The sequence below is a fragment of the Shewanella youngdeokensis genome (genome assembly GCF_033180165.1).
Lineage (GTDB): Bacteria > Pseudomonadota > Gammaproteobacteria > Enterobacterales > Shewanellaceae > Shewanella > Shewanella youngdeokensis.
The window spans coordinates 551,841-565,560 of sequence record NZ_CP136522.1; the positions used below are offsets into that span (position 1 = coordinate 551,841).

The following is a 13,720-nucleotide window of genomic DNA, read 5'->3' on the forward strand; positions in this document are numbered from 1 at the left end:
GCGGGTTATCGAATCAATCACTTCTGAGATCTGCTGCAAATTTCTACTATTTTGTTGGATTAATATTTCTACCCTTGATGGGCAAAATGTTCTGAAGAGTGTTTGTTTTTGAGGGGAGGTTACTGCTAGTTAAGTTGCAGCGTAAAAATGAGGTGGTGCATGACACCGGACTATAGCTTGTAATGACAATAGGGTCACCAGCTATACGCCAGTGACCCTATTGTTGCTACCGTTATAGTGGCAGGTTATTTACTGTCAGTTGTACGTCAATGTTGTTACGCACTGCATTTGAATATGGGCAAACTTGGTGCGCCGTATTAACTAACGCCACAGCGTCCTCTTGTGGTAAATCGAGTTCAATCGCCAATGCTGCTGATAATGCAAATCCGCCTGCAGAGTTAGCACCTATACCAATGGTTGCACTAACAGGAGCTGTTTTGATGGCAATCTTTTTTTCACGGGCGACATGTAAAATAGCATTTGAAAAGCATGCAGCGTAACCGGCTGCAAAAAGTTGTTCAGGGTTGGTGGCTGTACCTGCACCGCCCATCTCTTTTGGGTAACCAAGATTGACGTTCAGTAGCCCATCTTCTGTTTTTGCCACACCGTTACGTCCGGCAGTTGCGTTTGCAGTGGTTTGGTAAATAGCTTTCATCGGTTATCCCTTTAATTTAAGTTGTGCGCAATCTAATTGCGTTAAAGTTTAACTCGATATTTGTGTTTAACGCAAGTATATTGTGCGCAATTAAGTTTAAAAAGGTTTCAACCATGTCTAACGAGAAAAACCCCGACTTATTGTGTCTTGATAATCAGGTGTGCTTTTCGCTGTATAGCGCCACCAATGCAATGATTAGAGCCTACAGGCCGTTGTTAGAAAGATTAGATCTAACCTACCCACAATATTTAGCCATGATGGTGTTATGGCAAAATGATGGTATTAACGTTAAAGATATTGGGGCTGCATTGCACCTCGATTCAGGCACGCTCACGCCACTGCTTAAACGTTTAGAAACTAAAGGCTTAGTAATGAGAGGTCGCAGTGATTTAGATGAAAGAGTGCGAGTGATTAACCTCACCGAGGCGGCAATAACACTAAAGCAGGAAGCGGAAAAAGTGCCTGAGCAAATGCTGTGTCAATTGCGTAGCTCGGCGGCAAAATTGCAGCAGTTAAAAATGCTTTGCGACGATATTTACGCAGACCTTTCGCAATCAAAGTAATTAAAATTAAAACTAAACATTAGCCGTTAGTCACTATCATTAAGTTAAATATGGCTGAGCTGTATCACTAAGCAGTACCAATATACAGGGCGGCGCCACAGTGTGGCGAAGGGGGCAGCATGACAACGATGGATTTGGTTATCGTGGGTGGCGGTATTAACGGCATTGGTATTGCGCAATGCGCGGCTGCTGCGGGTTACAGCGTTATGTTATTGGAAAAAGGAGTTGTCGCTGGCCAAACGTCGGCAAACTCCAGCAAGCTGATTCATGGTGGGTTACGTTACCTTGAAACAGGGCAGTTGTCGTTAGTTAAGCAGTCACTTGCCGAGCGCCGTATCTTATTAAAACTGGCTCCTTCGCTGGTTAAGCCTGTGCCGTTTTATATACCGGTTTATGCCGATAGTCGCCGCTGCGCCATCACTATTAGAGCAGGGTTAAGCTTGTATGCCCTATTGAGTGCGGGAGATACTTTGGGGCAATTTCGCGCAGTGCCGGCAGTGTATTGGAGCAAAATTAAAGGCCTTAAGCTTAAGGGGTTAAAGGCGCTATACCAATATTGGGATGCGCAAACCGACGACCAACTACTGACCAAAGCCGTGGCTAACAGCGCTCGCAGTCTGGGTGCTAAGATTGTTGAACAAGCCAGCTGCACGCAAATAGAGCATCAACCCCAGCACTGTATTGTGCGCTACCAACAGCAAGGTCAACCGCATGCGGTTAAGGCGCTAGCTGTGGTTAATGCTGCTGGGCCTTGGGTTAATCAGGTATTAGAATGCGTGACTCCCGCCATTGAGCCTGTACCCATTGAGTGGGTGCAGGGCAGTCATTTATTGCTCGATATTGCCAACAATGATGGCATTTTATACCTAGAGTCACATGTTGATCAGCGGGTGATTTTTGTTATGCCGTGGCAAGGTAAAACTTTGATTGGCACCACCGAAGTTGTACTCAAAAGCCTTGGGGAGCAGCCCAGCCCCACGGCGGCGGAAGTCGATTATTTACTGGGTATTTATGCCCATTACTTTCCGGTTTTAGGTGGCGTTGACGCATTGCGGTCACGCCTTCTTGATACCTTTTGTGGCGTTAGAGTATTACCTAAACAGCAAGGTAATGCATTTGATCGCCCGCGCGACACCTTGCAGCAAATTTGCCCTACTCACCCGCACCTGCTCACGCTTTACGGTGGTAAGTTAACCACTTACCGCACCACTGCAGTTGACGCAACCCGCTGGCTTGAAGCGCAGCTTGGCAGTCGAATAAAACGGGCCGACTTTAATCAACTACGGCTCGACTAACCTAGTGGAATAACGACTGCCGTTAGGCTGACATGGCAGCGTCTTATTGGTGTTATAACATTGAACAACATTTACTACAGGAAGTAGGCCATGTTACAGATATTTATTCGTTTTCTGGCGTTGGGTTTAGTGTCATTTGGTGGGCCTGCTGCCCATATTGGTTACTTTAGACAAGTTTTTGTGCAAGAGCTGCAATGGCTCGATGATAAACATTATGCCAGCCTTGTTGCGTTAAGCCAGTTTTTGCCCGGCCCAGGTTCCAGTCAGGTAGGGTTTGCGATTGGTTACCACCGGGGCGGTTTATTGGGGGGATTACTGCGTTTATTGGTTTTACGTCTCCTTCATTTGTTTTACTATTTTTATTAGCGGTAACCAGCAGCCAATGGCTAAATTATCCGCTTGCTCAAGGTGTGATCCACGGCTTTAAGTTGCTCGCGGTGGTTGTGGTTGCCGATGCGATACAAATCATGTTTAAGCAATTTTGCCAACGAAAACCAGCCCAATTATTAATGGTGTTTAGCTGCGTGGTGATGTTGCTACAACCATTAATGGCGCTGCAATTTTTACTCCTTATTATAGCGGCCATGGTGGGGCGCTTGTACTTGAACACGGCTGAAGAATCGACTGAGCAGCATGGCCGCGAGCAAGAGCAGGCTATTTCTAGCCACAAACGAGAGCCCATTGCAGTTAACTTTTTTGGGTTGTGTGTGTTTGCAGGCTTACTTACCGCTTCGTTGGTGGCCATTGGGATGTCAGAGCCTGTCGGCATAAACACCTTAACTCAGTTATTTAGTCAGTTTTATCAGGTCGGTAGCATGGTGTTTGGCGGCGGGCATGTGGTACTGCCTTTGTTGCAATCGAGTGTGGGCGATGCCATTAACCACGACCAGTTTTTAACAGGTTACGCCTTGGCGCAGGCGGTGCCCGGGCCGATGTTTGCACTTGCGGCCTTTCTTGGGGCTGAGGTCTGGTTAGTCCAACCGCTAATTGGCGCGTTGGTGGCAACGTTGGCGATATTTCTCCCGGGGTTGTTGTTGATGTTAGTCGCGCTTAAAAGTTGGCATATGATCAGTAGCCAGCCTAAAGTGACCGCCGCGATCGCGGGGGTGAATGCGTGTGTGGTGGGCTTATTGTTAGCGGCGTTTTATCAGCCTATTTTTACCCATGCGGTATTGTCCTCAATAGATATGGCGCTGGTGGTACTTGGTTTTGCACTGTTTAAAATATTTAAGCCGAATCTGTTTATTTTAGTGGCAAGTTTTGGGGTAACCGGCGCGCTTTTGTCGCTTATTGTTGGTTAACAAAACCTTAGCTACAAAAAAGCCGCAGTGGTTAGCTGCGGCTAGTTAATTACTATCAAGCGCCTTATTCAAGGTGATTGATTGCATAGTTAAGGCGTTAGGCGGGCTCTGTAGCCTGCACTTTTTCTACTTTTACGGCGCAGACTTTAAATTCTGGAATTTTAGCCACCGGATCTAGCACATTGTTGGTCAGCTTATTAGCGGCAGACTCAGCAAAATGGAACGGTAAGAATATCACTCCAGCTTGTGCTCTTTTTGTCACAAAGGCGGTCATTTCTATTTCACCACGGCGGGTCGATAGCCTAATCATATCGCCATTATTAATTTGCAGCTGCTCAGCATCAAATACCGAGATCATAACTTTTGCCGCGCCCAGCTCATTAAGCCCAGGGGTTTTACGCGTTAGCGTGCCGGTATGGAACTGTTCTAACAATCGGCCAGTTGATAGCGTTAGCGGGTATTGTGCACACGGCATTTCAGCGGGCAGTCTGTATTGCACTGGGCGCATATAACCCTTGCCATGCGTAAACTGCTTGCTGTGTAATATTGGCGTACCAGGATGGTCTTCTGTTGGGCAAGGCCATTGTATCCCTTGGCGACCATTAATGGTTTGGCTGTCTATTACCTCCCAAGTAATTCCACGGTACTGCGGCGTAACTTGAGTTATTTCATGCCAGATCTGTTTTTCAGACTCATATTGCCAGTTATCACCCATTTGATTAGCAATGAGTTGAATAATTTGCCAATCATTTTTTGCCTGCCCCGGTGGGGTCACTGCCGGTAGTAACTGCTGCACTCGGCGCTCAGTATTGGTAAAGTGGCCCAGCTTTTCTGCCGAGGTTGCCGCTGGAAGGACTACGTCAGCCAGTGCGGCGGTTTCGGTTAAAAAGATATCTTGCACCACAACAAATTCAGCTGAGTTTAAACCGGTTAGAACATGCTTTTGATCCGGATCGCTCAGCACTGGGTTTTCGCCCATAATGTACATGGCTTTTAGCTCGCCGTGGGTTAGTGCATGCATCATTTCGGTGGCTGCAAGGCCAGTTTCTGCTGATAAGTCTGCTTTGCCCCACGCTTCTCTAAAGCGCATTTGAACCAAGGGATCGTCGAGTTGCTGATAGCCCGGGAAGTAATTAGGCAGCGCCGCCATATCACAAGCGCCCTGTACATTACTTTGGCCACGTAGCGGATTGATGCCCGCACCTTTTACGCCCAAGTTGCCACACAATAGCTGCAAGTTTGAAATCGCCGTTACGTTGTCGTGACCTGAGGTATGCTGCGTGATCCCCATGGCATAATAGACCGCAGTCTTGTTAGCGGTGCCAATCAGGCGAGCAAGCTCAATAATGTCAGCTGCGGCTACGCCAGTAATGGCTGCAGCATTGTCTGGGTTGTAATTGTCGCTCATGACCTCATCAAACAGCTGGCTGTAACCTTCAACACGTTGTTGAATGTAGTCTAAGTCATGCCAATCATTTTTAATGATCTGCTGCATAATGGCGTTTAATAGCATTACATCGGTGCCGGGTCGCTGTGCCACATAAAGCTGGGCTTTATCGGCAATAGAGACCTTTTTAGGGTCGGCAACAATGAGCCTTGCGCCATGTTGGCTGATGGCTTGTTTGATGTGCGATGCAATAATCGGGTGTGCATTTTCGGTGTCGGATCCCAGAATAAAGATAAGATCGGAATCTTTAATGCTCGGAATATCGCCACTCATGGCGCCGCTGCCTAAACTTTCGCGTAGAGCGGTTACCGTTGAGGCATGACACAACCGTGCACAGTGGTCGACATTGTTATTGCCTATCACGCTGCGGAACAGTTTTTGGAAAACGTAGTTGTCTTCGTTAGTGGTTTTAGCCGATGACAAACCCGCAATGGATTTAGCGCCATACGCCGCTTTAATGTGATTAAATTTGTCGCCAATTAGCGTGATGGCTTCATCCCAACTTGCTGGCGTTAGCACACCGTTTTTTCGGATCAGTGGTGTGGTTAAGCGCTTGTCGCTGTTAACAAAGTCAAAACCAAAACGTCCTTTAACACACAACATACCTTGGTTAACTGGCGAGTTTTTATCGCCGCTAATATGGCGAATTTGATTTTTGTCTTTATCGACATGCATTTCAATACGACAACCAATACCACAGTAGGTACAAATGCTCGATACCGTAGTCAGCGGCTGTTTTTGAACTGCAGTTAAGCCTTGGGTTTTATCGCGTGCATCAACCAATGCGCCGGTTGGACAAACTTGTACACAGTTACCACACTGCACACAATCGCTGTCGCTCATGCTGGCGCTAAAGCCAACGCGTGGTGCATTACGTTTTGCTGTTGCGTTTACCTGTGGTTGCGCTGAGTAATGGTCTTTGCCAAAACTGATCGCATTATGGCCACTAGCACCTTGGCAGGTGTCAACACAGCTACCACAGCTAATGCAGCGGTTGGCATCAAAGGTAATAAACGGGGCGCTGGTATCGACACTAAAGCGCTGCGCATTATCGGTGTTTAGCTCGGCGGGTTTGACTTTATACTCGGTAGCGTAATCGCGCAGTTTACAGTCGGTATTTGCCTGACAAGCACACTCAAGGCAGCGTGCCGCCTCTTTCATGGCTTCATCTGGGGCAAAACCTAGCTCAACTTCGCTGAAGTTAAGTGCCCGTTGTAGCGTGGTGAGCTCTGGCATTTTACTGCGCGGTTGTTGTTCTACATTAGGGTAAAGCGTGTTGCTACCAACAGCGGCTAATTGACTGGTCTTTTTAGCTTTAGAAGCATTAAATTGCAGCGGTTCAAGTTCGCAAGTTAGCCCTTGTGTTAGTAGTTTTTCAATGGCATCGGCAGCTTTGCGGCCATCGGCAACGGCGGCAACAGCCGTAGCTGGGCCAGTACGAGAGTCACCAATTACAAACAGTTTATCAAGTCCGGCAGATAACCCTGCAGACATGGTGTGTTCACAGCCTTCAAAGGTATTCCAGCGCGTAAGCGCTACAGCGCCAGTTGATAATTGGCTGTCTGGGTGGTTCAAAAATTCCATGTCAGGGGTTTGCGAAACCGCTGGGATCACGGTATCAAACGCTTCAATAAAGGTTTCACCTGTTGGTTTAGGTGAACGGCGACCAGAGGCGTCGGGCTCACCAAGCGCCATTCTTTCAAAGGTCACTTGGTTGACACGGCCGGCAGCATCGCTGTGGTTTTCAATGGGGTTAGTTAAAAAGTGAAACTTAACGCCCTCTTGTTCTGCTTCGTGGATCTCAAATGGCTCAGCAGGCATCGCATCGCGGGTGCGGCGATAAATTAAGGTGACATCGGCACCATCGCGCTTGGCAGTTCGGGCACAATCGATAGCGGTATTACCACCGCCAATAACTGCGACTTTTTTACCTGTGATATAGGTTTTATCTGTGCAGTAATCTTTTAGGTAATCAACACCTAAAAAGCAGCCGTCAAGTTCAATACCTGGGTAGTTCATTGGAACGGCTTTTTGTGCGCCAATGGCTAAGCAGACGGCGTCAAAATCGCTTAACAAACCATTTAAGTGAATATCTCTACCCAGTTTGGTATTGGTTTGTATATCGAGTCCGTTTTCACATAATAGCGCGATCTCTTTATCAAGGATCGCTTTGGGTAAACGGTACTCGGGGATCCCGTATCTTAGCCACCCACCGGCTTGCGGCATTGACTCAAAAATAGTGACGTCATGACCATTATTTGACAGGTAATAACCAGCAGACACTCCTGCAGGACCACTACCTATAATGGCCACTTTTTTATGTGTCGCGGGCTTTTTAGCTGGAACGTAGGGCGTTTCACCTTCAAGGTCAAGGTCCGCAGCATGGCGTTTTAATTGGCGAATCGCCACGGGTTCGTCAACTAGACCACGGCGACATTCTGACTCGCAAAACGCTGGGCAAACACGGCCAATAGACAGCGGTAGCGGCAAGGTTTGCTTAATCACTTTTACCGCTTCGGTGTGATTACCTTGGCTGATATGGAACAGGTAAGACTGCACATCAACGCCGGCTGGACAGGCGGTTTGGCAGGGGGCTTCGCAATCAGCAAAGTGATCCGACAATATTGTATTTAACGCTGCTTTACGCTGTTTGCTTAGCGCCGCCGACTGAGTAATGACCTCAATGTTTTGTGAGTCAATATCGGCGATTTTAGTGTCGCAGGCTCGCACTGAATGGCATTCGCCGTCAGCATTTTTAAGCTCAACATGGCATAAATTACAATGTTGCTTGGTGTTGATGACTAAAGAGCCTGCAGCACTTTTACATAAATTCGGGATCGCGATGTCGGCAGTTAACGCTGCATCGAGTAGGGTGTCATGTTGATTGGCAGTTAGGGTTTTGCCATCAATGCGTATTTGTTTCATCGCAAGGGCCTTTAGTTATTTTAGTGTCACAAAAACGGCAACAAGTTAAAGCGTTTAGGCTTAGCTGGTCGGAGGTGTGCACTCTGAGTATGGACTCGGCGAAATTGATTTTTTTGAGTATACCCTTGTGTCATTTGACGCCGAAATTGCAGCTCAGGTTTCTGCTCGAAATGTCGGTTGTTTCACAAATGCTAATAGAAGTGTGCGCTAGCTAGGTTGGGGTTGTTCGTTAATGTGAGGTGGGTAGCGTTTGTGTTTCAATAGGGTATTTGCCCATACGCCTTTTGCCCATATTCAAGTAATGGAGCTTTTAATTGAGCGCTCCAATGCCAAAGTTTGCGCATTTCTAACCCAGCTTAGATGCGGTTGAGGCCTTTGGTTTCAAGGATGAAACCGCAGAGCAGTCATGGATGACGAACAGCGTGTCACTGGCGCTGCTGCACATATAGCTGCCGCAGGTAATTGGAACCTAGGTGCTATTTTTTGTAATTTAGCTTCCAAGTAAACAATCAAAGTCAAAGTCGTGGCGCTTCGCCCACACCCGATCAAAAAGGGGGAAAGCGCTTGTCCCCCTTTTGGAAATCCCGCAGCGCCCCGACGAAATTTTCTGAGAAGCGAAAGATCCCGAGGGGAAGTTGGTGTTTTCTGCAAGCCTGAATTAATCGTTACGTTTGATGCTCTAAAAAAACTCAAATGCTAAAAGTTCGGCTTTTCTAACCCAGTGTAGATGCGGTCGAGGCCTTTGGTTTCAAGGATGAAACCGCAGAGCGGTCATGGATGACGAACAGCGTGCCTCAGCAGTATCTGCACATATACTGCCGCAGGCAATTGTAACCTAGGTGCTATTTTTTGTAATTTAGCTTCCAAGTAAACAATCAAAGTCAAAGTCCAAATCAAAATCAAAGTCGTGGCGCTTCGCCCACACCCGACCAAAAAGGGGGAAAGCGCTTGTCCCCCTTTTGGAAATCCCGCAGCGCCCCGACGAAATTTTCTGAAAAGCGAAAGATTCCGAGGGGAAGTGGTGTTTTCTGCAAGCCTGAATTAATCGTTACGTTTTGATGCTCTAAATAAAAACTCAACTGCTAAAAGTTCCGCTTTTCTTACCCTGTGCAGCTGCGGCCGTGACCGTCCATAACATGGAGGTTATGCCCGAGCTTCCATGGTTGAGCTCTCATGGCCGAGCTCTCATGGATGGACTTGCAGCGTGTCACTGGCGCTGCTACACATACGCCTGCCGCAGGCAATTGGAACCACCATTGTGGGGGGTAAACTAATTATCGAAAGTTACCTTCAATAGCTCCTTCTGGGCTGCTCCCTCCCTTAACGAGTCATCTTCTTCACAAACACCACCACAAATAACGCAATTGTAAAACTGCCAGTAAAAGCTTCAAATGCGGCGATGGCACGGGCTATTCCTACGGGAGTAAAGTCGCCATAGCCGAGTGTGGTAAAGGTAACAACGGAATAGTAAATACAGTTTAAAAACACAATGATATTGTCGGTAAAGCTATGGTTTAAATTAAATTGATGTAGCTCGCCGCTAAAGTTTAGCCCGGTAAAAAAATACAAAATGGCACTGAATAATATTAGCGCCAATGAAAAACCAATAACGCGTAATGGTGCTTCGCCATAGCCACAAAATAGGTCAATGGCTTTAGAGGTTAAACGCTTTAGACAGCGTTTTGGCATTTGGTGGCGGCGCATGGTGAGCTCTTTACGAATGTAGTCGCCCGATATGGCAAATAATCCCTCTCGCTCGGCGGCTTTTCGCAGGTCGCGATAGATCTCTTCGGCTTGCTCAAAGTAGTCCATGGCGGTGTCGATATTACCTTGTTTTTCGGCCATTATTGCGAGCTTTTCTTGCCGTAAAACGTTGCCAGTCAACATGTTTTCTATTTTTGATTCCGTCCACTTAACGCCTAGTAAGTTGCAGTCGATAAGGTTGGCGCAATGCAGGTTGGCGTCACGTAGGTTGGCTTTCATCAAACTGGCATGACTGAAATTTATATTAAACAGGTGAGCGCCGCTTAAGTCGGCTCGGTAGAGTTCGGCATGGCTGAGGTCGTACCCCTGTTTTTTGTGGTGACGCACAAGGTCGACACCTGCCAGTTTTGCGTGGTTTAAGCTAATACCTCTTAACTGGCCGCCACGCCGCGCATATTGTTCAAGTCGTTGAATGTCTTCGGGGTTATTTTTAATTATTTTGGGGTCGTGCCAGTAACATAAACCGGAATCGCCAGCGGGCTCGTGGCAGGTATGGCTGTGGCCTTCATGGTAGCGGCATGTTTGCGCGGTATTGGGTGAATGCGGCATTAACGGTTTAGCGCCTTTGTGCATAATGGTTTTTTGAGTATAGAAGTTGTTGTTCTGCTGAGCTTGATTTTTATGCTGTGCTTTGCCATAAACTATCTACCGCTGATTTGATATTGCAGTTGAGAATGATTTTTTGTTGAGCTGCTTTTAGAGCGTTTAATGGTAGATTGTGGGCCTAGGATTACAGCAAAAAGTGATTTTTTAGTCGTTAAAGCCGCATAGTTGAATAAAATTGCTGTTTTGAACAGCTTTGTGGCTAGGTTTCACCCCATGCATGGGTTAAAATGCTGGGTTATTCGATCTGTATATCATTTAGACGGCTGCGCGGGTTATGCCTGTGGTTATGCATTGTCAGTAAACTTATTAAAAGTAGACCAATCATGTTTGAAGTAAATCCAGTTAAATTCAAAATCAAGGAGCTCGCTGACCGTACCGACCTTCTTCGGGGGTATCTTTGACTACGATGCTAAGAGTGAGCGTCTAGAGGAAGTTAGCCGAGAGCTTGAGAGTGCGGAAGTTTGGAATAATCCAGAAAATGCCCAAGCATTAGGTAAAGAGCGTGCGTCACTTGAAGCGATAGTAAAAACTATCGACGATATGGACACAGGCCTTGAAGACATTGAGGGTTTGCTAGAGCTTGCCATTGAAGAAGAAGATGAAGATACCTTCAATGATGCCAGTGCTGAGTTACAAGGTCTTGAGAAACGGTTAGAGGAACTCGAATTCCGCCGCATGTTCTCGGGCCCACATGATATATCAAATTGTTACTTAGACATTCAGTCTGGTTCAGGCGGAACCGAAGCGCAGGATTGGGCCAATATGGTGCTGCGTATGTTCTTACGTTGGGGCGATGCTCACGACTATAAGCCTGAATTGATTGAAGTGACAGATGGTGATGTGGCCGGTATTAAAGGCGCAACCATTAAGTTTACGGGTGAATATGCCTTTGGCTCATTGCGGACTGAAACTGGTGTTCACCGTTTGGTGCGTAAGTCACCGTTTGATTCGTCAGGTAAGCGCCATACTTCATTTTGTTCAGTGTTTGTGTACCCTGAGCTGGATGACTCGATTGAGATTGATATTAATCCGTCGGATCTTAGAATCGATACCTACCGCGCCTCGGGTGCAGGTGGGCAGCATGTGAACAAGACTGAATCTGCAATTCGTATTACTCACGTGCCAACAAACACCGTCGTGCAATGTCAAAATGATCGTTCGCAACATAAGAACCGTGACGCTGCGATGAAACAATTAAAAGCGAAACTGTATGAGTTAGAAATGCTCAGACAGAACGCGGATAAGCAAGCCGCCGAAGAAGCTAAGTCTGATATCGGTTGGGGTAGCCAAATCCGGTCATACGTGCTCGATGATGCACGTATTAAAGATTTACGTACCGGTGTTGAAAACCGAAATACTCAGAGCGTTTTAGATGGCGATCTGGACAAGTTTATAGAAGCTAGCCTTAAATCTGGCCTTTAACGAGAGAAGAAGATGACTGAACAAACACAAGATGAAAACAAGTTAATTGCGGAACGCCGTGCCAAGTTAGATCACATTCGCGCGAACTGCCCTGCAAACGGTCACCCGAACAACTTCGATCGTAAACACAAGGCTGCTGATGTTCAAGCGCAATACGGTCACTTCACTAAAGAAGAGCTTGAAGGCATGGATATCCAGCGTTCAATTGCTGGTCGTGTAATGGCAAAGCGTGGTCCTTTCTTGGTGATCCAAGATGTATCAGGTCGCATTCAAGCCTATGCAGGTAAAGATGTTCAAAAAGATCTTAAAGCTAACTTTCATGGTTTAGATATTGGCGACATTATCGGGGTGACAGGTAAGCTGCACCTTTCTGGTAAAGGCGACTTATACGTGAACATGGAACAATACCAGTTGCTGACCAAAGCACTGCGTCCATTGCCTGAAAAGTTCCACGGTTTGTCAGATCAAGAAACACGTTACCGCCAGCGTTACGTTGACTTAATCGTTAACGAAGAGTCGCGTAATGCTTTTGTTATGCGTTCTAAAGTGATTGGCGCTATCCGTAACTTCATGATCAAAAAAGAGTTCATGGAAGTTGAAACGCCAATGATGCACAGCATTCCAGGTGGCGCAAGTGCGCGTCCGTTTGAAACTCACCATAACGCACTTGATATGGCGATGTACCTGCGTATTGCACCTGAGCTATACCTTAAGCGTTTAGTGGTTGGTGGTTTTGAGCGTGTATTCGAAATCAACCGTAGCTTCCGTAACGAAGGCTTGTCTCCGCGTCATAACCCAGAATTCACTATGATGGAATTCTACATGGCTTACGCTGATTACAACGTGCTAATGGATCTTACCGAAGAGTTGTTACAGTCTATGGCGATTGAGCTTTGTGGTTCAACGCAACTGCCATACGGCGAAAACACTGTTGATTTGGGCGGCCCATACGCACGCTTGAGCATGCTAGATGCGATTAAACAGTACAACCCAGACAACGCCTTGATTCAGTCTATGACTTACGAAGAAGTTAAAGACATTGAGTTTATGCGTGACTTGGCTAAGAGCCTTGGTATGACTATCGAGAAGTTTTGGACTTGTGGCCAACTACTTGAAGAGATCTTTGGTGAAACAGCTGAGCCACAGTTGATGCAACCAACGTTTATTACCGGTTACCCAGCGGACATTTCTCCACTGGCACGTCGTAACGACGACAACCATTTCATCACTGACCGTTTTGAGTTCTTCATTTGCGGCCGTGAAGTTGCCAATGGTTTCTCTGAGCTTAACGATGCTGAAGATCAAGACAGTCGTTTTAAAGCACAAGTTGATGCTAAAGATGCAGGTGATGACGAAGCGATGTTCTACGACGCTGACTACATTCGCGCACTAGAGCACGGTTTACCACCAACTGCAGGCCAAGGTATTGGTATTGACCGTTTGGCAATGCTATTTACTAACACGCATACTATTCGTGACGTGATTTTGTTCCCAGCGATGCGCCCACAACAGGGTTAATTGCTAGCCATAAAGCGGTAGTCATGGGTAACTAGCCCAGAGATTAATTGCTAAAGGCCTAGGTTAGTTAGAAAGCAGTTAAGCGTTAGCTTAGCTGCTTTTTTTGTGTCTGTTAAATGCCTGCTTGTCGGGTTTTTATATTACGCTGTAGAACCCTAACTAGGCCTTACTTATCTCTTCTAAAAACCAATCCTACGTATTTTTTTAAACACAGATTACTTAGC

The 13,720-nt window shown here is 46.7% G+C and carries 7 protein-coding genes and 1 pseudogene; 5 read left to right on the plus strand and 3 right to left on the minus strand.

The window, feature by feature from the left end; all coding sequences use genetic code 11:
- Positions 1–232: 232 nt before the first annotated feature.
- A complete protein-coding gene (gene ohr / locus RGE70_RS02345) occupies positions 233–655 on the minus strand; it encodes an organic hydroperoxide reductase Ohr (protein ID WP_310469951.1) in 423 nt (140 codons plus the stop codon).
- 113 nt (positions 656–768) lie between these two features.
- Here ohr and ohrR point away from each other — a divergent pair, with 113 nt between their 5' ends.
- From ohrR to chrA, 3 genes and pseudogenes are all read left to right on the plus strand, one after another.
- A complete protein-coding gene (gene ohrR / locus RGE70_RS02350) occupies positions 769–1,218 on the plus strand; it encodes a transcriptional regulator OhrR (RefSeq protein WP_310469952.1) in 450 nt (149 codons plus the stop codon).
- Between the two features lie 119 nt (positions 1,219–1,337).
- Entirely contained in the window at positions 1,338–2,513 is a 1,176-nt protein-coding gene (locus RGE70_RS02355) for a glycerol-3-phosphate dehydrogenase/oxidase (RefSeq protein WP_310469953.1), read from the plus strand.
- A 90-nt stretch (positions 2,514–2,603) separates the two neighbouring features.
- A pseudogene (gene chrA, locus RGE70_RS02360) lies at positions 2,604–3,814 on the plus strand (chromate efflux transporter).
- Positions 3,815–3,911: 97 nt separating this feature from the next.
- On the opposite strand, the gene fdhF reads toward chrA, so the two are convergent.
- Positions 3,912–8,186, minus strand: a complete 4,275-nt coding sequence (fdhF, locus tag RGE70_RS02365; RefSeq protein WP_310469954.1) for a formate dehydrogenase subunit alpha — start codon at positions 8,184–8,186, stop codon at positions 3,912–3,914.
- Between the two features lie 1,320 nt (positions 8,187–9,506).
- Positions 9,507–10,499, minus strand: coding sequence for an ion channel (locus RGE70_RS02370; RefSeq protein ID WP_375087889.1), 993 nt, complete (start codon positions 10,497–10,499; stop codon positions 9,507–9,509).
- A 380-nt stretch (positions 10,500–10,879) separates the two neighbouring features.
- Between RGE70_RS02370 and prfB the strand changes: the two genes are divergently transcribed.
- Positions 10,880–11,978 (plus strand): peptide chain release factor 2 gene (gene prfB, locus RGE70_RS02375; protein ID WP_310469956.1). Its coding sequence is split into 2 segments (ribosomal slippage): positions 10,880–10,954 and positions 10,956–11,978, totalling 1,098 coding nucleotides; the frame shifts between segments, so codons are not numbered across the junction.
- 12 nt (positions 11,979–11,990) lie between these two features.
- Entirely contained in the window at positions 11,991–13,496 is a 1,506-nt protein-coding gene (gene lysS / locus RGE70_RS02380; RefSeq protein ID WP_310469957.1) for a lysine--tRNA ligase, read from the plus strand.
- The last annotated feature ends 224 nt before the right edge of the window (positions 13,497–13,720 follow it).

What these genes read in the sequence shown, in the direction of transcription:
- ohr (WP_310469951.1), bottom strand. Translation starts at nt 655, where the DNA reads ATGAAAGCTATTTACCAAACCACTGCAAACGCAACTGCCGGACGTAAC.
- ohrR (WP_310469952.1), top strand. Translation starts at nt 769, where the DNA reads ATGTCTAACGAGAAAAACCCCGACTTATTGTGTCTTGATAATCAGGTG.
- RGE70_RS02355 (WP_310469953.1), top strand. Translation starts at nt 1,338, where the DNA reads ATGACAACGATGGATTTGGTTATCGTGGGTGGCGGTATTAACGGCATT.
- fdhF (WP_310469954.1), bottom strand. Translation starts at nt 8,186, where the DNA reads ATGAAACAAATACGCATTGATGGCAAAACCCTAACTGCCAATCAACAT.
- RGE70_RS02370 (WP_375087889.1), bottom strand. Translation starts at nt 10,499, where the DNA reads ATGCCGCATTCACCCAATACCGCGCAAACATGCCGCTACCATGAAGGC.
- lysS (WP_310469957.1), top strand. Translation starts at nt 11,991, where the DNA reads ATGACTGAACAAACACAAGATGAAAACAAGTTAATTGCGGAACGCCGT.